Annotated in this window: 20 protein-coding genes; 6 read left to right on the top strand and 14 right to left on the bottom strand. The window is 70.6% G+C overall.

Features of this window, described 5'->3' with window-relative positions; translation table 11 throughout:
• Positions 1–56: 56 nt before the first annotated feature.
• Together LW587_RS06655 and LW587_RS06650 are read left to right on the top strand one after the other, a co-directional pair.
• Positions 57–1,922 carry an ABC-F family ATP-binding cassette domain-containing protein gene (locus LW587_RS06655; RefSeq protein ID WP_232628806.1) on the top strand — a complete coding sequence of 622 codons (1,866 nt, stop codon included), beginning with the start codon at positions 57–59 and terminating at the stop codon, positions 1,920–1,922.
• Positions 1,923–2,117: 195 nt separating this feature from the next.
• Entirely contained in the window at positions 2,118–3,221 is a 1,104-nt protein-coding gene (locus tag LW587_RS06650; protein ID WP_232628805.1) for an alpha/beta fold hydrolase, read from the top strand.
• On the opposite strand, the gene LW587_RS06645 is transcribed toward LW587_RS06650, so the two are convergent.
• Genes LW587_RS06645 through LW587_RS06630 form a run of 4 tightly spaced genes read right to left on the bottom strand, consistent with a single transcriptional unit; the run spans position 3,185 to position 6,621 of the window.
• On the bottom strand, positions 3,185–3,730 hold the full coding sequence (locus LW587_RS06645; protein ID WP_232628804.1) for a DUF2721 domain-containing protein: 546 nt from the start codon (positions 3,728–3,730) through the stop codon (positions 3,185–3,187). The two genes, LW587_RS06650 and LW587_RS06645, sit on opposite strands and share 37 nt — an antisense overlap.
• Positions 3,730–4,062, bottom strand: a complete 333-nt coding sequence (locus LW587_RS06640) for a lipid-A-disaccharide synthase N-terminal domain-containing protein (protein WP_232628803.1) — start codon at positions 4,060–4,062, stop codon at positions 3,730–3,732. The genes LW587_RS06645 and LW587_RS06640 overlap by 1 nt, the downstream gene beginning before the upstream one ends.
• Positions 4,063–4,066: 4 nt before the next feature.
• Positions 4,067–4,834 (bottom strand): glycosyltransferase family 2 protein, encoded by a 768-nt coding sequence (locus LW587_RS06635; protein ID WP_232628802.1) that lies wholly within the window; start codon positions 4,832–4,834, stop codon positions 4,067–4,069.
• Positions 4,831–6,621, bottom strand: coding sequence for an ArnT family glycosyltransferase (locus tag LW587_RS06630; protein ID WP_232628801.1), 1,791 nt, complete (start codon positions 6,619–6,621; stop codon positions 4,831–4,833). Before LW587_RS06630 ends, LW587_RS06635 begins: the two co-directional genes overlap by 4 nt.
• Positions 6,622–6,897: 276 nt before the next feature.
• Between LW587_RS06630 and LW587_RS06625 the strand changes: the two genes are divergently transcribed.
• Both LW587_RS06625 and LW587_RS06620 read left to right on the top strand, forming a co-directional pair.
• Positions 6,898–7,092, top strand: coding sequence for a hypothetical protein (locus LW587_RS06625; protein WP_009863081.1), 195 nt, complete (start codon positions 6,898–6,900; stop codon positions 7,090–7,092).
• Between the two features lie 149 nt (positions 7,093–7,241).
• Positions 7,242–8,873 carry an acyl-CoA synthetase gene (locus LW587_RS06620; RefSeq protein ID WP_232628800.1) on the top strand — a complete coding sequence of 544 codons (1,632 nt, stop codon included), beginning with the start codon at positions 7,242–7,244 and terminating at the stop codon, positions 8,871–8,873.
• A 115-nt stretch (positions 8,874–8,988) separates the two neighbouring features.
• On the opposite strand, the gene LW587_RS06615 is transcribed toward LW587_RS06620, so the two are convergent.
• The 4 genes from LW587_RS06615 to LW587_RS06600 all read right to left on the bottom strand — a co-directional run bounded on the left by LW587_RS06615 (position 8,989) and on the right by LW587_RS06600 (position 13,565).
• Complete coding sequence (locus LW587_RS06615; RefSeq protein WP_232628799.1) at positions 8,989–11,259, bottom strand: calcium-binding protein; 2,271 nt, start codon at positions 11,257–11,259, stop codon at positions 8,989–8,991.
• Between the two features lie 282 nt (positions 11,260–11,541).
• Positions 11,542–11,796: a hypothetical protein gene (locus tag LW587_RS06610; protein ID WP_232628798.1), complete on the bottom strand. Its 255-nt coding sequence runs from the start codon at positions 11,794–11,796 to the stop codon at positions 11,542–11,544.
• 134 nt (positions 11,797–11,930) lie between these two features.
• Positions 11,931–12,293, bottom strand: coding sequence for a response regulator (locus LW587_RS06605; RefSeq protein ID WP_232628797.1), 363 nt, complete (start codon positions 12,291–12,293; stop codon positions 11,931–11,933).
• Positions 12,294–12,308: 15 nt separating this feature from the next.
• Positions 12,309–13,565 (bottom strand): sensor histidine kinase, encoded by a 1,257-nt coding sequence (locus LW587_RS06600; protein WP_232628796.1) that lies wholly within the window; start codon positions 13,563–13,565, stop codon positions 12,309–12,311.
• Positions 13,566–13,765: 200 nt separating this feature from the next.
• On the opposite strand from LW587_RS06600, the gene LW587_RS06595 reads away from it, so the two are divergent.
• Both LW587_RS06595 and LW587_RS06590 read left to right on the top strand, forming a co-directional pair.
• On the top strand, positions 13,766–15,112 hold the full coding sequence (locus tag LW587_RS06595; protein ID WP_232628795.1) for a class I adenylate-forming enzyme family protein: 1,347 nt from the start codon (positions 13,766–13,768) through the stop codon (positions 15,110–15,112).
• Positions 15,113–15,370: 258 nt separating this feature from the next.
• Positions 15,371–15,712, top strand: a complete 342-nt coding sequence (locus LW587_RS06590; protein ID WP_232628794.1) for a hypothetical protein — start codon at positions 15,371–15,373, stop codon at positions 15,710–15,712.
• A 279-nt stretch (positions 15,713–15,991) separates the two neighbouring features.
• Here the strand turns inward: LW587_RS06590 and LW587_RS06585 are convergent, their stop codons facing one another.
• From LW587_RS06585 to LW587_RS06560, 6 genes are all read right to left on the bottom strand, one after another.
• Entirely contained in the window at positions 15,992–16,189 is a 198-nt protein-coding gene (locus tag LW587_RS06585) for a hypothetical protein (RefSeq protein WP_232628793.1), read from the bottom strand.
• Between the two features lie 370 nt (positions 16,190–16,559).
• A complete protein-coding gene (locus tag LW587_RS06580; RefSeq protein WP_232628792.1) occupies positions 16,560–16,928 on the bottom strand; it encodes a DUF6481 family protein in 369 nt (122 codons plus the stop codon).
• Between the two features lie 114 nt (positions 16,929–17,042).
• A complete protein-coding gene (locus LW587_RS06575; RefSeq protein ID WP_232628791.1) occupies positions 17,043–17,252 on the bottom strand; it encodes a cold-shock protein in 210 nt (69 codons plus the stop codon).
• Between the two features lie 296 nt (positions 17,253–17,548).
• On the bottom strand, positions 17,549–21,160 hold the full coding sequence (gene mfd / locus LW587_RS06570; RefSeq protein WP_232628790.1) for a transcription-repair coupling factor: 3,612 nt from the start codon (positions 21,158–21,160) through the stop codon (positions 17,549–17,551).
• A 246-nt stretch (positions 21,161–21,406) separates the two neighbouring features.
• Positions 21,407–21,703, bottom strand: coding sequence for an FAD assembly factor SdhE (locus LW587_RS06565; protein WP_232628789.1), 297 nt, complete (start codon positions 21,701–21,703; stop codon positions 21,407–21,409).
• Between the two features lie 171 nt (positions 21,704–21,874).
• The gene (locus LW587_RS06560) at positions 21,875–23,077 is read right to left on the bottom strand and encodes a class I SAM-dependent methyltransferase (protein ID WP_232628788.1); all 1,203 of its coding nucleotides are present in this window, start codon (positions 23,075–23,077) and stop codon (positions 21,875–21,877) included.
• Between the last annotated feature and the right edge of the window lie 122 nt (positions 23,078–23,199).

Genomic DNA, 23,199 nt, shown 5'->3' with positions numbered 1-23,199 from the left:
CAAGCATCCTGCCACGCATCTTGCGCTGAGACGCGCCCGCCCCCAGAACGCCGCCCATGCTGCGCGTCAACGATCTCACCTACCGCATCGGCGAGCGGGTCATCCTCGATGCCGCGACCTTCGCGATTCCCGACCGGGCCCGGGTCGGGTTGGTCGGCCGCAACGGCGCGGGCAAGACCACGCTGTTCCGGGCGATCCTCGGCGACTTGCCGACCGATGCCGGCGCGGTCTCGCTGCCCAAGGGCATGCGCATCGGCGCGGTGGCGCAGGAGGCGCCCGCCGGCCCCGAGACCCTGCACGAGGTCGTGCTCGCCGCCGACCTCGAGCGCGCCCGGCTGATGCAGGAGGCGGAGGGGGCGGAGGGCCTGCGCCGGGCCGAGATCGAGACGCGGCTCGTCGATATCGGCGCGCATTCGGCGCCGGCCCGGGCGGCGGCGATCCTGCACGGCCTCGGCTTCGACGCGGCGGCGCAGGGGCGGCCCTGCTCGGCCTTCTCCGGCGGCTGGCGGATGCGGGTGGCGCTCGCCGCGGTGCTGTTCTCCGAGCCCGACCTGCTTCTGCTCGACGAGCCCACCAACTACCTCGACATCGAGGGCACGCTCTGGCTCTACGACTACCTCGAAAAGTACCCGCGCACGGCGATCATCATCAGCCACGACCGGGAGCTGCTCGACACGAGCGTCGATCACATCCTCCATCTCGACCGCGGCAAGGTCACGATCTACCGCGGCGGCTATACCAGCTTCGCCCGGCAGCTCTCGGAGAAGCGGGTGCTCCAGGCGAAGGCGAAGGCCAAGCAGGAGGTCGAGCGGGCCCATCTCCAGAGCTTCATCGACCGCTTCAAGGCCAAGGCCACCAAGGCGCGGCAAGCCCAGTCGCGGATGAAGCGGCTGGCCCGGATGGAGCCGATCGCGGCCCTGATCGAGGACGACGTGCCGGTGATCCACCTGCCGAGCCCGGAGAAGCCGCTCTCGCCGCCGATCGTCGCCATGGAGCGGGTGCAAGCCGGCTACGGCGAGCGCATCGTGCTCTCGGGGCTCAACCTCTCCCTCGCCCCCGACGACCGGGTGGCGCTGCTCGGCGCCAACGGCAACGGCAAGTCGACCTTCTGCAAGCTGATCGGCGGGCGGCTGCCGCCGCTCGCGGGCGAGATGAAGCGCTCCTCGAAGATGGAGGTCGCCTATTTCGCCCAGCACCAGCTCGACGAGCTGCGCCCGGCCGAGAGCGCCGTCGCCCATGTCCGCGACCGCATGCCCGACGCGCCCGAGGCGCGGGTCCGCTCGGCCGCGGCGCGCCTGGGCTTTCCGGCCTCGAAGGCCGACACGCCCGTGGAAAAGCTGTCGGGCGGCGAGAAGGCGCGGCTGCTGATGGGGCTCGCGGCCTTCGACGGGCCGCACCTGCTCATCCTCGACGAGCCGACCAACCACCTCGACATCGAGAGCCGGCAGGCGCTCGTCGAGGCGATCAACGACTACGAGGGCGCCGTCATCCTCGTCAGCCACGACCGCTTCCTGATCGAGGCCTGCGCCGACCGGCTCTGGATCGTCGGCGACGGCTCGGTGAAGACCTTCGACGGCGACATGGACGATTACCGCCGCCTCGTGCTGGCCGGGCCGGAGCGGGCGGAGGCCCCGGGCGAGGGCACCGGCGGCCAGAAGGCCGAGGCGCGCCGCTCGGCGGTGGAGCGCCGCGCGGCCCTGGCGCCCCTGCGCAAGCGCCTCGAGGCCGTGGAGGCCCGCATGGCCAAGCTCTCCGGCGCGATCGCGAAGATCGACGCGGCGCTCGCCGACGGCACCGCCTTCCTCAAGGACGCCGCCAAGGCCGGCGACCTCGCCCGCATGCGCGCCGAGGCCGCCGAGGCGCTGGAGAAGGCCGAGGAGGAGTGGCTCACGGTGAGCGGCGAGATCGAGGCGGCGGCCTGAGTCCCCCGACTTGGAAGCCGCTTCGCCCGGGATCAACCGGCTTCCGATCCCGCAACCCTGTCCCTGTCCCTGTCCCGCTCGACGCGTCGCGACAGGCCGCAAGGGCCAAGCCGGGGCCCGGTGAACCGGGGGGCGGGGATCGCAACGCCGGCCCCCGACCCGCGTTGTCCGTCGCGACGACGGAGCGAAGACACCATGCGCGGCCCAACCCGCCAAGGCCCAACCCGCCAAGGCACGAGCAGCGAGGACCTGCGCAGCGAAGACCTGCGCAGCCGAGACACGGCCCGTCGCGCCGCGAGGCCTCGCGGCCCCTGGGCGGGCCGGACGGCGGGTGCCCTCGCCCTGGTGCCGCTGGCGGCAGCGGGCGCCTGGATCGCCTGGAGCCATCTCGGCCTGAGCCAGCGGGCGCCGCTGCCCCCGGCCCTGCCGGGGCGGCGCAGCACCCTGCGCACGCGCTCCGGCCCGGTCGGGCTCTACGCCGCGGATGCGCGGGCGGGGCGGCCGCTGTTGCTGATCCACTCGATCAACGCCGCCGCCAACGCCTACGAGGTCCGTCCGCTCTACGAGCGCTTTCGCGGGCAGCGCCCGGTCTACGCCCTGGAACTGCCGGGCTTCGGCTCGTCCGAGCGGGCGAACCGCCTCTACACGCCCCGCCTCATGACCGACGCCATCCTCGACGCCGCCGCCGAGATCGCCGCCCGCCATGGCGGCGTGCCCGTCGATGCCATCGCCCTGTCGCTGTCCTGCGCCTATCTCGCCCGCGCCGCCCTGGACCGGCCGGACCTCTTCGCAACCTTGGGTCTCATCAGCCCGACGGGGTTCGACGCGCGCCTCTCAGGCCGCGGCCCGGCGGAGACCCATCGCGGCAGCAAGCTGGCCCGTGGCGTCGCCGCCTTTCCCCTCTGGGGCCGTCCGCTCTTCGACGCGCTGGTGAGCCGGCCGAGCATCCGCTTCTTCCTGGAGAAGACCTGGGGCAGCCGCGCGATCGACGAGGGCCTGCTCGCCTATGACGGGCTCTCGGCCCACCAGCCGGGCGCCGAGCACGCGCCGTTCTCGTTCCTGGCGGGCTACCTCTTCCCCAACGACACGACGCGGGTCTACGAGGCGCTCGCCCTGCCGGTCTTCATGGTGCACGGGGCGCGGGGCGACTTCGTGGATTACCGCTACGTCGGCGAGGTCGTGGGCCGCCCGAACTGGACCTGCCTGCGCCTGCTCACCGGCGCCTTCCCGCATTTCGAGCGCCCGGCCGAGGTGGCGGACGCCTACGAGGCGTTCCTGGAGCACGCCGCCCCGGCCTGACCGGGCCCCGGCGCCGCCGCCGGCCCGTCCGCCTCTCCCTGCCCCCGCCCTTGCCCTTGCGCCGCCGCGCGCCGCACGCCCCGGCCCGCCAGGAGGATCTCGGCCATGAAGGCCACGAGCGCCCCGACCGTGCAGAGCAGCGCCAGCCCGAAACAGGCGAACAGGATCGAGGCCGCGGAGGCGTCCCGGAGCGCGCCGACGAACAGGGTCAGCACCGCCACGCCCGTCATCACGCCGCCGAGGGAGGCCATCACCACCGCGGCGTCGAGGAGGCCCGAGCGCCGCCGCAGATAGGCGAGGCGCTGGGCCAGCGCGGCCGCCTCTTCCGGCCCCGCCCCGACGAGGTCGGCGGTGAGGCGGTCGACCTTGTCGGCCACGCGCCCGAGCCGGGTCGAGAACACGTTGAGAAGGGTGGCCAGGGCCGAGAGCAGGAAGGCGGGGGCGAGCGCCACCTGGATGATGTGGGCGATGCTCTCGGGGTCGCCCGCCCCGGACAGCGTCGGGAACATCAGGTCCGGGAGCGGGCCCGCTGCCGCTCGCGAAAGATCAGGACGAGGTTGCGCACGTAGATGACCGTCGAGAGGCCCTGCCCGATGATGATGACGGGCTCGCGCCGCACGAAGCCGTAGACGAGGGTCATCACCCCGCCGATGATCGACAGGAACCAGAACGAGAGCGGCATCACGCTCCGGCCGGCCCGCTCGCTCGCGAGCCATTGCAGGATGAAGCGCGAGCCGAACACGAGCTGCGCCGACACGCCGAACACCAGCCAGAAGTCGAAGCGGGTGACGAACACGTCGTAGAAATAGGCCGGCAGGTCCTCGGCGAGCTGGATCAGCATGGGCTCACGCTCGCGTCTCGACGGTCATATCCTGCACCGGCGGCGCCGGGCGGCGGCGGCGGATCAGCCACCACACCCCGGCCATGTCGAGGATGCCGACCCAGAGCCGGTCGAACATCCCGTATTTCGAGCGCCCGGTGAAGCGCGGCCGGTCGACCACGTCGCGGTGGACGACCGCGAAGCCCTCGCGGGCGACGAGGGCGGGCATGAAGCGGTGCAGGGCGTCGAAATAGGGCAGGGTCAGGTAGACCTCGCGGCGGAACACCTTGAGGCCGCAGCCGGTGTCGCGGGTCGCGTCCCTCAGGATCTTGCCGCGCACGCCGTTGGCGACCTTCGACTGGAACCGCTTCCAGCGCCCCTTGCGCCCGACGCGCTGCCCCTGCGCGAGGCCGACCCGGGACCCGCCCTGGTCGAGGGCCGCGCAGAGGGCGGGGAGGAAGGCCGGGTCGTTCTGGCCGTCGCCGTCCAGCGTCGCGATCACGGGGGCGCGGGCCCGCAGCACGCCGCTGCGCACCGCCGCGCTCTGGCCGCCGCTGCGGGCGTGCCGCACGATCCGGAGCCAGGGATGGGTCTTACGCGCGGCCTCGAGGGCGGGATACGTGTCGTCGGTCGAGCCGTCGTCGACGTAGATCACCTCGAAGGGGGCGAGGCCGGCGCAGGCGCGGCCGATCTCGTCCACCAGGGAAGCGATGTTGCCGGACTCGTTCTTCACCGGCACCACCACGCTGAGGCGCAAGGGGGCGAGGTCGGCGGTGGGTTCGGTGTGGCTCATGGTGCGGTGATACCCGGCAAGGCGGCATAGGCCGAGACCCCCACCGGCTTGCCGCCGTTGATGTTGAAGCCGCTCACGCGGCCGACCGGCCGCGTCTCGGACGCGGCCTCGCCGCGGGCGGTGGCGAAGCTGTCGGCGAAGCGGTCCTCGACCAGCACGAGGCGGCATTCCCCCTCGCGCAGGAAGGCGACGGCCTCCGCGCCCGTGTTCAGCATGGCGAGATCCGTGCCGAGGGTGAAGACGAGGCTCGGCTCGCGCAGGCCCAGGCTCGCGACCCGCGGGGCGGCGCAGGGCAGGGCGTCGCGGAGCGCGGCGAGGCGCGGGGCGAGCTTGAGGCTCTGCAGGACCGGCTGGGTCAGGCCGAACACCGCGGGCGAGAGCAGGAGCGAGGCGGCGATGCCGAGGGCCAGCGCCCCCTCCCCCGACCCGCGCCCCGCCCCGCGCGCGAAGGCCGCCCAGGCGAGGCCGGCCAGCGCGCAGGCGGCGAGCAGCAGCGGCAGGGCGGCGAGCGGCAGGACGCCGTCGAGGCGCCACGCGGCGAGGCTCAAGCCGAGTGTCAGGCCCACCGGAATCAGCACGACGAGGCCCGCGACCCAACGCGCCCCGGGCCGGCGCGGATCGAGGGCGCCGCGGGTCAGCGCCAGCACGGTCAGGATGGCGACCGCCGGCATCAAGGGCAGGACGTAATGGGGGAGCTTCGTCGGCACCGCCTCGAAGATCAGCCACATCGGCACGATCCAGGCGAGGAGCAGCGCGACCGCCTCGTCCCGGCGCGCCCGCCACGCGAAGGGAATCGACAGGGCCGCGAAGGCCGCGCCCGGCCAGAAGGTGGCGAAGAAGGCCAGCGCGTAGGCCCCGGGCGGGGCGCCGTGCTTCTCCGCCGCGCCGCCGACCTTGCCGATCATGTCGCGCCCGACCGCCTCGCCGAAGAAGGCGCCACCGCTCTTCCAGGCGATGGCCGCGAACCACGGCGCCACCACGGCCAGCGTCAGGGCGAGGCCGAGACGCGGACGCAGGTCGAGGAGCCAGCGGGCCGACCCCTCGCGCCCGCACAGGATCAGGGCCGCGAGCCCGGCGAAGAGCGGCACCATCGGCCCCTTGATCAGGAGGCCGAGCGCCATCCCGAGCCAGAAGACCAGGGCGGTCCCGAGGGTGGCGGGCCCCCGCCCCCGCTCCAGCCGGGCGCGGCCGAGCCAGGCGCGGGCGAGCGCCCCGAAGCTTGCGGTGGCGCAGGCCACGAGCAGGGCGTCGGTCTTGGCAAGCCGGGCCTCGGCCGAGAGCATGATGCAGGCGGAAAACAGCGCGGCGGCCAGCAGCGCCCCGCGCCGCGGCAGCAGGGCCAAGGCCGCCCAGTAGGTCAGCAGCACCGCCGCCAGCGCGCCGAGCAGCGAGGGCAGGCGATAGAGGGCGATGGTGGTGCGGGCCTCCGGCACGCCCAGCGCCTCGCCCGCGGCGACGGCGGCGGCCTGCGCCCAGTAGATGCCGACCGGCTTCTTGTGGCGGGCCTCCCCCTGGAAGCGGATGTCGACGAAGTCGCCGGTCTCCAGCATCTGCTTGGTAGCCTGGGCGAAGCGCGGCTCGTCGCGGTCCATCGGCTGGAGCGAGGCGAGACCCGGCAGGAAGCACGCGAGGCCGAGGAGCAGCAGCAGCGCGCAGGCCCGGCCGTGGCGGGCCGCGCCGAATGCGAGGAGGCGATCCGCGGCGCGCAGCAGGGCGGCGAGCGGGCCGGCGGCCTCCGGCGCCGCGGCGGTTCCGAGCTGCGCCCGCGTTCCGGCCTGCGCCCTCATGCCTGCGCCCTCATGGGGCGGACGCGCCCGCGCATCCGCCGGGCCGCGACAGAGACCGGATCGAACGGGGGAGAACGGGCATCGGCGGCTCGGGCGGCATCTTCGTCGAAGCCTGCGGACGGCCCGCGCCCCGGCCGGGCGCCGTGTCGATGATCCCACCGGGATTGTCAAATTCCCGCCGGGCGCGGCGCCCGCCCCGGGAGCCTCCATCTGACGGCAAGGCCATCATGCACCGGGCGGGTAGCCGGACCGGGAGGGCGACCCTATATTCCGTTCATGGCAAGCAACAGCGCAAATCCCTACACCCTCGAAATCGAAGCCTGCGAGCGCCCGGCGGGACACTTCACCTGGGCGATCCGCCGAAACGGCAAGCTCTTCCAGCGCGCCGACCGCGTGCAGACCACGGAAGAGGCCGCCGAGCGGAGCGGGCTCGCCGCCCTGGAAAAGCTCCTGAGCGGCCGGGAGCGTTGATCGGCCGAGACCTTCGGGACTCGACCCGCTCCCCCTGACCACCGATCCTACCGTGAAAGGCTCCCGGGTCCGACCCCCGCGGGGCCTTTTCCGTCGTTGATCGCCCCCGCGGCTCGTCTAAGCTCCTGCGAAAGCACGGGGAGGCGGCGATGGCCCGCGAGACGATCTACGACCGGGACCTCGACAAGAACCCGGCCAATTTCCAGCCGCTGACGCCGCTGACCTATCTCGACCGCGCGGCCCGGACCTTCCCGGACCGGCTCGCGGTGATCCATGGCGGCCTGCGCCGCACCTATGCCGACCTCGACGCGCGCTGCCGCCGCCTCGCCTCGGCGCTCAAGGCCCGCGGCATCGGCCGGGGCGACACGGTGGCGGTCCTGCTCGCCAACACGCCCGCGATGATCGAGTGCCACTACGGCGTGCCGATGACGGGGGCGGTGCTCAACACCCTCAACACCCGCCTCGACGCCGAGGCTCTCGGCTTCTGCCTCGACCATGGCGAGGCCACGATCTTCATCGTCGACCGCGAATTCGCGAAGCTCGCCCGCGGCGCCCTGGAGGCGGCCGAGGTGACGCCGTTCGTGATCGATTACGACGATCCCGAATTCACCGGCGAGGGCACTGCCCTCGGCGAGACCGACTACGAGGCATTCCTCGCCGCGGGCGATCCCGCCCAGGACTGGGCGATGCCGGACGACGAGTGGGACGCGATCTCGCTCAACTACACCTCCGGCACCACGGGCGATCCGAAGGGCGTGGTCTACCACCACCGCGGCGCGGCGCTCCTGGCCCTCGGCAACGTCATCACCGCCGGGATGGGCCAGCACGCGGTCTATCTTTGGACCCTGCCGATGTTCCACTGCAACGGCTGGTGCTTCCCGTGGTCGCTCTCGGTGGTGGCCGGCACCCATGTCTGCCTGCGTCAGGTGCGGGCGGGCGCGATGTATGCCGCCCTCGCCGAGCACGGCGTGACCCATCTCTCCGGCGCGCCGATCGTCATGTCGACGCTGCTCAACGCCCCCGAGGACCAGAAGCAGCCCCTGACCGGCCGGGTCCACTTCCTCACGGCGGCCGCGCCCCCGCCCGAAGCGGTGCTCGCCGCGATGACGGAGGCCGGCTTCGACGTGACCCATCTCTACGGGCTGACCGAGACCTACGGCCCGGCGGTGGTCAATGCCTGGCACGAGGAATGGAACGACCTGCCCTCCGACGCGCGGGCGAAGAAGAAGGCCCGCCAGGGCGTGCGCTATCCCGTGCTGGAGGGGCTCGACGTGCGCGATCCCGAGACCATGGCCTCGCTGCCGGCCGACGGGGAGACCATCGGCGAGGTGATGTTCCGCGGCAACGTGGTGATGCGCGGCTACCTGAAGAACCCGAAATCGACCCAGGAGGCCTTCAAGGGCGGCTGGTTCCGCTCCGGCGATCTCGGGGTGAAGCACCCCGACGGCTACATCCAGCTCAAGGACCGCTCGAAGGACATCATCATCTCGGGCGGCGAGAACATCTCGTCCATCGAGGTCGAGGACGCCCTGTTCAAGCACCCGGCGGTCGCCGCGGCGGCCGTGGTCGCCAAGCCCGACGAGAAATGGGGCGAGACCCCTTGCGCCTTCGTCGAGCTGAAGGAGGGCAAGGAGGTGTCGCCGGAGGAGCTGATCACGTGGTGCCGCGAGCGGCTCGCCCCCTACAAGCTGCCGCGCCACGTGGTGTTCGGCGAACTGCCCAAGACCTCGACGGGGAAGGTGCAGAAATTCGTGCTGCGGGAGAAGGCGCGGGAGGGGTGAGAGCGCCTGCCCTCCCGGCCTCCCGCGCCGGCGCGCTCCTGGCGCCATGCGACGGAGGGCGCGCCGATCGACCCCGGCGTCGGGTCGATCGGCGCGTCGATTCGGGGGCGGCGCCTCAGAGTTGAAAATCGCCCGCGGTGAGCTGGTAGAGGCCCTTCAGTTCGATCTGGATGTCGGCGATGCGGTCGCCGTTGACATCGCCCTCGATCAGCGTCGTGCCGCCGAGCGTGACCTGATGCAGCTCGCCCGCCTTCCCGCTGAAGCGCTCCGAGCCGATCCAGTCGAAGGGCTGGTTGGTCGCGGACCCCGTGACGGCCTGGATCGGCGTGAGCAGGATGCGGTCCACCCCCTGCTCGAAATCCGCGATGACGCAGCGATCCGCTCCCGGCGCACCGTCGTGGAGTTCCAGGAAGACGAAGGTGTCCTGCCCCTTGCCGCCGATCAGCGTGTCGGCGCCCCCGTCGCCGTGGAGAAAATCGTCGCCGCTATTCCCGATGATGGTCTGGGCGAGCTCGTTGCCCATCAGGTGCAGGCCGGTCGCGCCCGCATTGCCGATCAGAAACTCGATCTCCTGCCCGTCGAAGTAACAATAGTCGGACGTGGTGTAGATCGTGTCACATCCTTCGCCGGCGGCCTCGGCGACGTAATCGTCGAAAGCGTCGACGAAGTAGGTGTCGTCGCCCTTGCCGCCGAACATCGTATCGATCCCGGCACCGCCATCGATGCGGTTCGCGCCATCATTGCCGACCATGCGGTTGCTGACGGCGTTTCCGGTGATGTCGAGGGGCGCGTCGCCCGAGGCCAGGCCCAGATATTCGATCTCCTGCCCGCTCCCCAGCGTGTAGCTGACGCTGGCGATGACGACATCGAGACCCTGTCCGCCCGCCTCGATGATCCGGTCGCCGACATGATCGACGAAGTACCGGTCGTTGCCGGCGCCGCCGATCAGGGTGTCGGCCCCGGCCCCGCCGTCGAGCCAGTTGGCGCCGCCATTGCCCCTGAGGGTCTGGGCGAATTCGTTGCCGGTCAGGTGGATCGCCCCGTCGCCGGCAGCCCAGGCGATGCGCAGTTCCTCGATCTCCTGGCCGGCGGCGAGGGTGTAGTTCACGGTGGTCGCGACCGCATCCCTTCCGCCGCCCACGGCCTCGACGATCCGGTCGCCGGCATTGTCGACGAGGTAGGTGTCGTTGCCGGCGCCGCCGATCAGAAGGTCGGTGCCGGCGCCACCGTCGAGGGTATCGGCCCCTCCGCCGCCGTCGAGGCGGTTGGCGGCGCCATTGCCCTTGAGGGTCTGCGCGAAGTCGTTGCCGGTCAGGTTGATCGCCCGATCACCGGCGGCCCAGGCGATCCGCAATTCCTCGATCTCCTGCCCGGCGGCGAGGACGTAGTCCACCGAGGCGACGACGGCATCCCGGCCACCGCCCACCGCTTCGACGATCCGGTCGCCGGCCGTGTCGACGCGGTAGGTGTCGTTGCCGGCGTCACCGATCAGGGTGTCGGCCCCGGCCCCGCCGTCGAGGACGTTCGCGCCGCGATTCCCCTTGAGGGTCTGGGCGAAGGCGTTGCCGGTCAGGTTGATCGCGGCCGTGCCCGCCGCGTCGGTCGTGGCGAGCCACTCGATCTCCTGCCCGAACGCCAGAGCATAATGCCCCGCGGTCAGGACCGTATCGATGCCGCCGCCCGCCGCCTCGACGACGCGGTCGTCGGGCCGGTCGACGAAGTAGGTGTCGTTGCCGCGTCCGCCCGTCAGGGTATCGGCGCCGCCCTTCCCGTCGAGGACGTTGTCGCCGTCATTGCCGGTGAGCGCGTTGGCGAAGGCGTTGCCGGTCAGGTCGAGGGAACGGGCGCCCGTGGCGGCGGCCAGCCGCAGGACCTCGATCTCCTGGCCGGCGGCCAGGGTGTAGGTCACGAGGGCCTCGACCGTGTCCCGGCCACCGCCGGCCGCCTCGATCACCTGATCTCCGGCGTCGTCGACGGTGTAGCTGTCGTTGCCGGCCCCGCCCAGCATGGCGTCGGCGCCGCGACCGCCGTCGAGCGTGTCGTTGCCCGAGCCGCCGATGAGACGGTCGCCGAAGCTTCCGCCATACAGCACGGCCGTGCCGCAATACCCGGTCAGGTCGAACAGATATCCGCCGCTGAGGCCGGTGATCAGGTTGGCCGGCGACCCCAGCATTCCCAAGGCGGAAAAGACCTTGGTGCCGGGGTCGAACAGCCCCACCGTGCTGCTCGTCTCATCCTTCAGGAAGGACGACATCGGACCGAGCGCGACGCTCGGCCTGTCGGCAATCAGCGTGGAGATCAGAACGCCGTTCTGATTGACCAAGTCCCACGCCGCAACTCTGGGCCGGTAGCTCTGCCACGGCGTTATGGAGATCGTGATTGGCATATCGGTAGCCCCATCCCAGACGCACGGAAGGGAGGATCGGCACCGATTTCAATAAGGCAGAATACTTAGCGACCTCCTGCGTTCGGAGCCGTTCCGGATCGGCCGGCGGAGCGCTGTCGTCGAGCCCGTTTCGGCCGCCCTCTCTTTGGAACGATGATGCAGGGCGGACGACCGGAAGCCTCGCCCCGGATGCACGATCCGGGACGAGGCTCTCGGCCCCGAAGCGCGGGAGGCTGCAAGGGGGCGGGGGCGAGGCCTCGCGGCCGCGCCCCGACGCGCGCCTTAATAGGCCGGGCCGCCCGAGGTATCGCCGAGATTCGGGGAGGACAGTTCGGGACGGGCGGCGTTGCCGGCCTTGGCCGACCAGTCCGGCGCGCGGGAATCGATCGCGCCGGTGACGTCGACGTCGTCGTCGAGGAGCAGGTAGACCGACGACCCGGCCGAGGGGGCGGCGTGGGGGGCGCCCTGCGCGAGGGCGGAGGTGACCGGGGCGGCGAGGCTCAGGGCCAGGGCGGCGGCGGCAAGACGGGTCAACATGGGGCGTGTCCTTACGCTGTGCGCGGTCTCCGTAAGGATTGCGGGGGCCGTGACTTCGATGCTCCCGATATTGGTCCTGGCCCGGCGGGCGCCCGTGCCGTTTCGCACCTGCGAAGAAGCGCTCGCCCGGGGGCTCAGGCGACGCCGAGGCCGCGGGCCGCGGTGAGGATCGCGGTCATGCGGTAGGGCTTCATCACCAGCACGCTCTCGGCGACCTGCCGCGGCTCCTCGGCGCTGTAGCCGGTCACGTAGATCACCGGCAGGTCCGGCTGCAGGGCACGGGCGCGTTCGGCGAGATCCCAGCCGTCGAGCCGGCCGGGCAGGCGGATGTCGGTGAACAGCAGGTCGATCCCGGGCCTGTCGCGGAGCAGCTCGTAGGCCGCCTCCGCGGTGCCGGCGCAGATCACCTCGAAGCCGGCATCCTCGAACTCCATCGCCACGGCGTTGAGCAGCATCTCCTCGTCCTCGACGACGAGCACCCTCCGCCTGTCGGCCATCCCCACTCCTCCCGGTCAGCCCGCGGCCATCGCGAAACCCGGGCCGGCCGTCAAGCCCGGGTTCGACGCGCCCGCGCGCGCCGTCGCCTCGGCCCGCGCCGGAACCGGGGGCCGGACCGGGAAGGACAGGCGCACGGTGGTGCCGGGTCCGGGCCCGGGCACGATGGCGGCGCTGCCGCCCGATTGCTGGGCGAAGCCGAAGACCTGGGAGAGGCCGAGCCCCGTGCCCTGGCCCAGGGGCTTGGTGGTGAAGAACGGCTCGAAGGCCCGGGCCTCGACCTCGGCGGGCATGCCGGTGCCGGTATCCGACACCTCGACGCAGATCCCCTCGCCTCCCGGCAGCGGGCACGTGCGCAGGGTGAGCGTGCCGCCCTCCGGCATCGCATCGCGGGCATTGACCGCGAGGTTGAGGACGGCGCTCTCGAACTGGTTGGGATCGATGACGAGCGGGGGCAGATCCGGCGCGAGATCGGTCTGCAGCCGGATCTTGGCGCCGATGGAGCCGCGCAGCAATCCGGCGAAGGAGGCGAGGCGGGCGTTCACGTCCGTGCTCACCGGCGAGAGCGGGTGCTTGCGGGCGAAGGCCAGCAGCTTGTGGGTCACCGAGGCCGCCCGCTCGGCCCCCTGCATCGCGTCGCGCAGGGGGGCGAGCAGGCGGCTGTCGGCGGACAGGCCCCGCTCCACCCGGTCGAGATTGATCAGCACCACGTTGAGGAGGTTGTTGAAATCGTGGGCCACGCCCCCCGTGAGCTGGCCCACCGCCTCCATCTTCTGCGCCTGGCGCAGCAGCGCCTCCGTGCGGTCGCGCTCGGCCTGGGCCTCCTTCAGGGCGGCGAGCGCCTGGTCGCGCTCCTCGATGCGGGCGCGCAGGGCCTCGTTCGCCCGGCGCAGCTGGGTCGGCGAGGGCAGGCTCAGCGCCCGCGGCAGCAGGTACCAGAGGGCGAAGGCGGTGCCGATGGAGGCCGCGGCGGTGACGATCTTGACCATCGCCTCCAGCCCGTAATCGGGCACGTAGAGCGTCCAGATCGCCATCAGATGGGTGGCGCCGCAGGCGGTGATGAACACCGCGAAGGACCAGAACACCCAGCCGAACGCCACGTCGCGCCGCCGGGAGACGAAGGTCGCCAGGGCCACGGGAATCGAGAAATAGGCCAGGGCGATCAGGGTGTCGGAGATGATGTGCGTCCAGATCAGCTCCGGCCGCCAGAGGAGACAGATGCCGTGGGGCGAGAGATTCTCGACCTCCCAGAGGCGCCGCAGACTGTCGAGCATCGCCCTCTTCCCCCGGACCGGCGCCCATCCCGGGCCGCGATCCCTGCCGCCCATTGGTGCCGCGCCGGTCTCTTCCTGGCAATCCCGGCCGTTCGGTGACACCGGGCCCGCCGCGCGCCGCGATGGATGGGCGCGGACCGCGTTAAACCTTGCTTAACCATGCCGGCCTCACATCGACGGGCAATACGGGAGTCACGCGCGTGTCGGCGCATCAGGCGATCACGCAGGAACAGGCGTCGCGGGAGACGCCGACGGACGTGCCCCTGCGGCGGGTCGGGCTCGGGAGCCTGCTCGCGGCCACCGCCCGGTGCCATCCCGACCGGATCGCCGTGATCGACCCCGCCGACAAGCCGGTCTGGAGCGGGCGGCCCGCCATCACCTGGACCTACGCGGCGGCGGCCGAGATCGTCGGGCGCCTCGCCCGCGGCCTGCGCGGCTGGCGCCTCGCGCCGGGCAGCCGCGTCGGCATCTGCCTGCCCGGCTCCGCCGAGAGCGTGCTGGCGATCCTCGCGGTCGAGGCCGCCGGCCACGTCGCCGTGCCGCTGCCGGTCTCCTGGGACGAGGAACGCCTCCTCGCCGCCGCACAGGGGGCGACGCTGAGCGCGGTCCTCACCCAGGCCCGCCTCGGCTCCGCGGCGCCCGCGGAGCGGCTCTGCTCCGTCGCCGCGCGCTATTTCGGCCTGCGCTACCTCGCTGCCTTCGGCCCGGACGTGCCCGACGGGGTGATCAATCTCGACCGCTTCGTGCTCGACGGCCCGACCGAGCCCGGCCACGGCGCGGCCCCCTCCCCCGCCGGCCTCGTCACCTTCGCGGGCGGCGATCCCGACCGACCGGTCTTCCGCAACGGCGAATCGCTGGTCGCCGCCGCCGCCGCCCATCTCGTGGCCGTGCGCGCCGAGCCGGGCGAGCGCATCCTGAGCCTGGTCGGCCCCCACGATCTGCGCGGCCTCGCCACGGGCCTCGCCACGGCCCTCGTCGCGGGCGCCACGCTGGAGGTGATGCCGCTCTTCGACGGCGCGACCTTCGCCGCCGCTCTGGCCCGGCCGATCCCGACCCACCTCGTCGCCCCGGCCTTCCTGGAAAAGAACCTCGCCGGGCGCGACCTGCCGCCGGATCTGCGCACGGCCACCTTCCTCCACCGGGCGCCCGCGCGCTTTCCCGGGCGCAGCCGGGTGCCGGGCCATCCGCAATCGGTCCGCGTCGACACGGTGATCGACGCCGTCGCCTTCGACGAGACCGCGATCCTCTCGGGCCGCCGCGGCGGCCCCGGCGACGTCGCGCTCGTGCTGGGCAAGCCCGAACGCCTCGCCCTGCCGGCCAACCTGATGGCGCTGCGCCGTGATCCCGACGGCCGCCTCGCCTTTCGGGGTCAGGCCTGCGCGGCGACCGCGCTGCAGCGGGGCGCGCCCCGCGACGCGGCCGCCGAGACGTGGCGCGAGACGCCCTACGCGGCTTCGCTGTTCGCCGGCCTCGCCACCGCGATCGAGATGGCGCCGCCGCGGGTGGACCAGCCGGTGCCGTCCGAAACGATTTTTGCACCTGCGTGACGGGCCGCCGATGGCGCGGCCGGGCGCCGGCCCCGGCCGGATCACCCTCGCAATACCTATCGATCCAGCAGGGATTTAGAGAAAAGCCACGCCGCCGATCCGGGCCGCTCCCGGCCTGTGCGCCGCCGTTCACACCCTCTTCACCGCATCCCCACCATCGTCCTTTCAGCCCGTATGGCCGGCGAACCAATCGTGGCCATGCGGGTTGTCTGATGTGCCTCTTCACACGGGGCGCGACATGGGATAACGCTGAAGCTTATGGGTGCGCTGCAACAAGTGCTTGTCGTCGACGATGGCCACCGCGCCGTCGATCGCTCCCTTGCCGCCGATCTGGCGGGGCTCGGATTCGCGAGCGTCACCGCCTCGATCGAGGCCGCCGACGACGTTCTCGCCGTCATCGCCCGCCCCGCCGCGATCCTGCTCCAGCTGTCCAACCGTCCCAACCCCGAGATCGCCGCCCTCGCGGCCCGCCTGCGCGAGCAGATGCGCGCGGGCGGAATCCCGGTCATCGACATGGACGACATCGGCTTCCGCCCCGGCGCGCCGGTCGATCTCAAGAGCCGGATCGGGCCCTACGTGCTCAACGAGCCGGAGCTTTAGTCCGTACACACGCCGCATCGTCTGCGCCGGCATGGCCGAAGCGGATGCGTTCGTTCCGGCGGGCCCTCTCTGGGGCTTTCCCGTAACGGGATGGTGACAGGCGGTGCGCGAAGCCGCGTTTTCCGAGATCAGGGGCCCGTAGCCCCATAACGGGACGCGGTCCCTTGCGCAGGGCGTGCCCTCACTCGCGAACCTGCCCGATGTGACCGGCCGGCTCAGCGCGGGCCTCGTCCCGGATCCGACGATCCCGGACGCCGCGGATTTTTTGGCGATCGCCCCTCAGGACGTGAGGGTGAGTTCGCTCTCGCGCACGGCCCGCTCCGCGGAGCCCGAGCGGATGCGGTAGGACGGCTCGCCGCTCGTGTCGTCCGGCATCAGGCGGACGATCTCGCCCACCTCGCCGAACCCGAACCGGTCGTCGGTCTGGGGCGTGCGGGCACGACGGACGAGCTGGCCGATCTTGAACTTGTGGGTCATGGGTCTCTCCGAGGTCGCGCGGGGCGCCGGCAACCAGCGCCCCTGGTGCGCGCTCCGCCGAAGGGGCGCCGGGCCCGGCGCGGGAGCGCGTCGAAAAAGGGGACGAGAGCCGATCCGACTGGGCCGGCCGGCTCCGGGCGCATCGGGCCCGGGAGGCCGTTTCCGGCGATCGGGCCCAGGGTCGAGAGACTCGGCCCGGATCCGTGCATCCAGGGCCCTTCCCTCTGCGGTCTCGTGCCCCATCGGCTTTGTCCGAGAGCGGGGATTCCCCTCCCAGTCCGATGCGGGGGGAACCTCTCACGGAAACGCCCGATCACCGGGCGTTCTCCCTCCGGCCGCGACGGCGCAGCGGGAGGGTCGTGAGCGGCTCTCAGCGCCGCAGCTTGATCTTGGCCTTGCGGGCGGCGTAGCGGGCGTCCCGCTCTTCCTTCTGCTTGGCCTGGGCGACACGGGCGCGCTCGGCGGCGGCCTCAACCTCGGCGGCCTTGCGGAGGACCTCGGCGGCGCGCTCCGCGGCGGCGACGGCGGCCAGTCGCTCGGCTTCGAGACGCCGCTCGGTCTCACGCTCCCGGACCCGCTCCTCGCGGGCGACGGCGATCGCGAGGCGCTCGGCCTGCCGGGCCTGCACGGCCGGATCGTCGGCGGTGGGGCGGGCGCGGAAGCGGTCGAGCATGGCCGCACGGGCGGACGCGGAGTCCTGGCGACGGTCGTCGAAGGAGTTCTGTTTGCTGAAGCTCACGTAGGATCCTTGATCGGGCCCGGCTCGGGATGAACCGGGGCGGAAGTCAGCGATTCGAAAATGCGAGAAGCCGCCCCGGGCGGAGCGGCTTCAATGATCAGGCAGAGACGCGGATCACGCGACCTGGAGCTGTCCCGCGGACTGCTTGCCGGAGCGACGGTCCGTCTCCATCACGTAGGAGACCTTCTGGCCCTCGGTGAGGCCACGCAGGCCGGCGCGCTCGACGGCGGAGATGTGAACGAAGACGTCCTTCGAGCCGTCCTCCGGCTGAATGAAGCCGAAGCCCTTCTGATCGTTGAACCACTTGACAGTGCCGGTATTCATGTAAGTCCCTTGGTCTCCGCAGGGTGCGGGTCGAGAGCCCAGGCGCCACGAGGCGCCGAACCCATTGTCGTCCACCGATGACGAGGGAGAATGAGAACCGCCCTGCGGAGGCGTTACGGCCCAGAAAATCCGGCCTCGTATCGATGAAAATACATATGGACTTCAATTGCACTTTTATCAAGGCGAGATTCTATTTCCCGATTTCCTGAACGAATCGCGGCCGGGCGGAGCCGGTCCGCGGCGTCGTCTTTTCCCCTGTGTTCGCCGAGGGTTGCCCCGGAGCCCAGCCACCCGCCTCACGCCGCTTTTTTCTTCCCCCGGCCGGCGATCGTCACGAGCCCGCGCAGGATCTGCGTCGTCACCTTGAGTCGCTCGGGCACGGTGTCGAGCTCGCGGATGAACACCACGCTCATGTCGGGCCGGACCTTGGCGAAGGAGCCCTGCTCCACGACCATGGCGGCGAGCCCGTGCGGGTTGGCGAAGGACTTCTCGCGGAAATGGACGACGACGCCCTTCGGGCCGGCTTCCACCTTCTCGACATTGGCCGTGCGGCACAGGATCTTGATCGTCACGATCTTGAGGAGCTGTTCCACCTCCGGCGGCAGCGGGCCGAAGCGGTCGATCAGTTCGGCCCCGAAACTCTCCATCTCGGCGTCGTTCTCGAGCGTCGAGAGGCGCCGGTAGAGGCCGAGCCGGACGGTGAGGTCCTCGACGTAATCCTCGGGGATCGTCACCGGCGCGCCGAGGGCGATGGTCGGCGACCACGCCTCCGCCTGCGGCTCGTCGATCCCGGCCTTGAGCGCGGTGACGGCGTCCTCAAGCATCTGCTGGTAGAGTTCGTAGCCCACTTCCTTGATGTGGCCGGACTGGGCGTCGCCGAGCAGGTTGCCGGCGCCGCGGATGTCGAGATCGTGGGAGGCGAGCTGGAAGCCCGCGCCCAGGGTGTCGAGGCTCTGGAGGACCTTCAGGCGCTGCTCGGCCTGGGTCGTGAGCTGGCGGTTGGGCGGGGTCGTGAACAGCGCGTAGGCCCGGGCCTTGGAGCGGCCGACGCGGCCCCGGAGCTGGTAGAGCGCGGCGAGCCCGAACATGTCGGCCCGGTGCACGATCAGCGTGTTGGCGGTCGGAATGTCGAGGCCGGATTCGATGATCGTGGTCGAGAGCAGCACGTCGTACTTGCCCTCGTAGAAGGCGGTCATCACGTCCTCGAGCTGGCCCGCCGCCATCTGGCCGTGGGCCACCGCGACGGTCGTCTCGGGCATCTCCTGATCGAGGAATTTCTTGACGTCGGCGAGATCCTCGATCCGAGGGACGACATAGAAGGACTGGCCGCCGCGATAGCGCTCCCGCAGCAGCGCCTCGCGGATCAGCAGGGGATCGAACGGCGTCACGAAGGTGCGCACGGCAAGGCGATCGACCGGGGGCGTGGCGATGATCGAGAGCTCGCGCACCCCGGTCATGGCGAGTTGCAGGGTGCGCGGGATCGGGGTGGCCGAGAGGGTCAGCACGTGCACGTCCGCCTGGAGCGCCTTGAGCCGCTCCTTGTGGGCCACGCCGAAATGCTGCTCCTCATCGACGATGATCAGGCCGAGATCCTTGAACGCCACGTTCTTGGCCAGCAGCGCGTGAGTGCCGACGACGATGTCGACCTGGCCCTCGGTCAGCCCCGCCCGGGTCTGGCGCTGATCGCCCGCCGAGACGAAGCGCGAGAGCTGGGCGATGTTGATCGGCAGGCCTTTGAAACGCTCGACGAAGGTCCGGTAATGCTGGCGCGCGAGCAGCGTCGTCGGCACCACCACGGCGACCTGCTTGCCCGAGATCGCGGCGGCGAAGGCGGCCCGGAGCGCCACCTCGGTCTTGCCGAAGCCGACATCGCCGCAAACGAGGCGATCCATCGGCCGGCCGGCATTGAGGTCGTCGAGCACCGCGTCGATGGCGTTGGCTTGGTCCTCGGTCTCCTGAAAGGCGAAGCGGGCGGCGAATTCCTCGTACATCCCTTCCGGCGCCTTGAGACTGGGCGCCGGCTTCATGAAGCGGGCGGCGGCGACCTTGATGAGCTCGCTGGCCATCTCGAGGATGCGCCGCTTCATCTTGGCCTTGCGGGCCTGCCAGGCCCCGCCGCCGAGGCGGTCGAGGGCGACCTCCGCGTCCTCCGAGCCGTAGCGGGTCAGGAGCTCGATGTTCTCCACCGGCAGCAGGAGCAGCCCGCCGGTATATTGCAGCTCCAGGCAGTCATGCGGGGCGCCCGCCGCCGTGACCGTCTTGAGGCCGACGAAGCGGCCGATGCCGTGGTCGGAATGGACCACGAGGTCGCCGGGCTGGAGCGCCTGCACCTCCAGGATGATGTCCTGAGGCCGCTTGGCCTTGCGCTTCTGGCGCACCAGCCGGTCGCCGAGGATGTCGCCCTCGGCCACCACCGCGAGCCGGTCGATGGTGAAGCCGGATTCCAGGCCCCAGACCGCCATCGCCACGTCGGTGCCGCGCTTCAGGGCGTTGACCGCCGTCAGCGTGTTGATCGCGATGGGCTTCTTCAGGCCGTGATCGGTCAGCACGCCGCAGAGCCGGTCGCGGGAGCCGTCGGACCAGGATCCCAGGATCACGTGATGCCCGGATCCCTGCAGATCGCGGATATGGGCGACCGCCGCGTCGAACACGCTTCCCGCCTCGTCGGCCCGCTCGGGGGCGAAGCTGCGTCCGGCCCGGGCGCCGCAATCGATGACCGCGCGCGCGTCCGAATCGGGCTGGGCGAAGGGCGTGAGCCGGGCGACCGAGCCGGCCTCGACCTTGGCCTTCCACTCGTTGGGGGTGAGGTAGAGGGCGCGCGGCGGCAGCGGCTTGTAGGGCGCGACCCCCGCCTGGGGGGTCTTGAGCGCGGCCTCGCGGGCCTGGAAGTAGTCCTGGATCAGGGAGAGCCGCTCGCTCGCCGCCTCCTCGACCTGCGCGTCGAACACCATCGGCACGTCGCCGAGATAGTCGAACAGCGTGTCGAGGCGATCGTAGAACAGCGGCATCCAGTGTTCGAGGCCGGCATAGCGCCGTCCCTCGCTCACGGTCTCGTAGAGCCGGTCGTCGCGGGTCGCCGCGCCGAAGCTCGTGAGATAGCCCCTTCGGAAATGCCGGATCGTCTCGGTGGTGAGCTGCACCTCGCTCATCGGCACGAGGTCGAGGGAGCGCAGGGACCCCACCGTGCGCTGCGTCTCCGGATCGAAGGCGCGGATCGATTCGAGGGTATCGCCGAAGAAGTCGAGGCGGATCGGGTTCGGCAGGCCCGGCGGCGACAGGTCCAGGATGCCGCCGCGCACGGCGTATTCGCCGGTGTCCCGCACCGTGCCGGTGCGCAGGAAGCCGTTGGCCTCGACCCAGGCGACCACCTTGTCCATCGGCACCACGTTGCCGATCGCCGCCGAGAAGGTCTCGACCGCCACCTTCGCCCGCGGCGGCACCCGCTGCACCAGGGCGTTCACGGTGGTGCAGAGGATGCGGGGCATCGATTCCGACGAGCGCGTGCGGCTCAGCCGCGAGAGCGCGGTCATGCGTTGCGCCGCGATGGCGCCGTTCGGGGAGACGCGGTCGTAGGGCTGGCAGTCCCAGGCCGGGAAGCTCATCACCTCGATCTCGGAGGCGACGAATCGCAGCGCGGTCTGGAGGGCGTTCGAGCGTCCCGAGTCGCGGGCGACGTGGACCAGCACCGCCGGCCCCTCGAACGAGCCCGACAGCGCCCGGGCGAGGTCGGCGACGACCAGCGCGTCGAACCCGTCGGGCACGGAGGCCAGCGTCGGGCTGTCGCCGCGCTTCAACGCGTCGAGAGCCTTGGTGAGCGGCGCCGATTTCGGCAGCGCGAACCGGGCGGTCTGCGGCTTCGGCGAAGGAGCCGAGGATGGGGCCGGGGATTTGGGCTGGGGCTTGGCCATCGAATCGTTGGTTTCTTAAAAGCGAGCGCTCGACGTCGTCGCCCTCCCCCCTCGGCGGGGAAGGGTAGCCCTCGCGTCGGCGAGGGTCGGGAGAGGGGAGCCCGGCGGCCAGCGAGGGCGGGTCGAGGGCGGCCCAAGCGGCACCGTTGCTCCCTTCCCCCGCCCGCTTTCCGCGGGCCCCTCCCCCGCAGAGGCGGAGCGAGTGGCTGTCTGCGCGTAACAGGAAGCCGACCCGGCCAGCAATGTTCAGTTATGGATCGGCGCGTCGTGGCGATGGAACGCCTTGAGGCGGCGATAGACGGCGGTGTCGTAGTTCTCCGGGGTCGCGTCCTCCCCGGTGAGCCAGCGGAACAGGTCGCGGTCGGGCACCTCGATCAGCGCCTCGAACTGCGTCAGTTCCTCCTCCGAGAGGGCGCCGATCTCGGCATCCGCGAAGCGGCCCATGATCAGGTCCATCTCACGGATGCCGCGGTGCCAGGCCCGGAACAGGGTACGGCGGCGGCGCGGGTCGAGGTCGGCGCTGGAGCGGGTGGTGCCGGACATGGGCGATCCCCTCGGGAAAGTCTGCCTCAGGCATGTAGAGAGGCGGGCCGCCACGGGCAAACGGCGTCGGTCCATCCCTGCGGCAAACCGTACGACCGATCGTGCGGGGTCGGAGACCCGACCGATGCGGGCCGACGACTCCCTGCCGCGCCAGGGGGATCGTTGGCCGCGTCAACGGACGTGTACGGGCACGAACCAGGGTGGGGTGCTCCGGTGGTACATTCCTTCGCGAACGAAGGAACTCCATCCGATCGACGTCGCATAACCACATATTTTTCCCGATGGATCTGACAGAATATCGATTTTTTGCTCCATGATCACAGAGTTTTCATGAATTGTTTTCGGGGAATAATCGATGTTACGGCGGATATAGGTCGATTCTATTTTTAGATCCGCTGGGACCGGGCTGAGCTGAAGGAAAATCGGCTGTTTCGCGCCGGGTGTTTTTTCAAACATGAAATCAAACACGCTCTCATCGTCATCGAAGCTCCAAGACCCGTGCCTGCTAAGGATATGGGAGCCATATGACGGCTCTTGCCTCAAGAATATCGATCCGTCCTTACGATATACATTGACAAACGATGCTCCAACACCGACATCGGATCGAATCGCCCTATAGTCTTTGCATATGGAACTTTCCGAAAAAAGGTAGCCGGTATTTGGGATGGCAATGATGCCGCCTCCCCGGAGATGAGCGTCGAAGAAGCTCAGTATGGTGTCAAATCTTGAGAAGGGAAACTCTTCCGCATAATTTTTCGGGGCAGGATTTCGGCAGAGGACGGCGCTCGCGACGATGAGATCGTAGGGCCCATGAGCGGCAATGTTTTTCTCATTCGAGAAAAATACTTCAGCCGGCCCGCCGCTTATGAAAGATCTTCTGCATATTGCGACCAATCTTTTGTCGATATCGCAAGCATAAATCTCAGATTTAGGAAAATAGCATAACAAGGTTCCCACCTCGTCGCCAACCGAGCATCCAAATGATAGTATTTTTATATTTCCTTCGGATCTTGACTCGCGAAGTCGTTGGGCACACACCCGAATCAAATTATTGATTCTCATAAATCCTGTATGAAATACGTTCTGCGCGACATCCATGTTTTTCGTCCCAAGGAATAGCGTTGCCAGTGATCGCGAGCGGAACGCCGCCCCGCAGATTGCGTCCGCTTGTCGTGATTTGGCGATCCCCAGAATCCCCCTGCGGGAGGGCAGGGCGGCGAGGCGCGCCGCTCGACCCCGCCACCCGCGTACAACGGCACGCTCGCCGTCGTCGCTCGGCGGATGCGATCCATGGTGCCGCGCCCGCCACGGGGCGACGCGCTCCGTCGTCGCCCCGTGGTCCGGGTCGGCCGGAGGAATGGTCGTGTCGGCCACCGAGCCGTTCGCCCGCGTTTCCGCGCCCGCCGCCAAGTCGGGCCCGTCGCCAAGTCGGGCCCGTCGCCCAGTCGGGCCCGACGCGGGTGGGGTGAGAAAGCGACCGCGCCAGCCCGAGGATC

Source organism: Methylobacterium sp. Leaf118, assembly GCF_920984675.1.
Lineage (GTDB): Bacteria > Pseudomonadota > Alphaproteobacteria > Rhizobiales > Beijerinckiaceae > Methylobacterium.
Note: the sequence above shows the minus strand (reverse complement) of the source record. Positions and strands in the feature narration are given on the sequence as shown.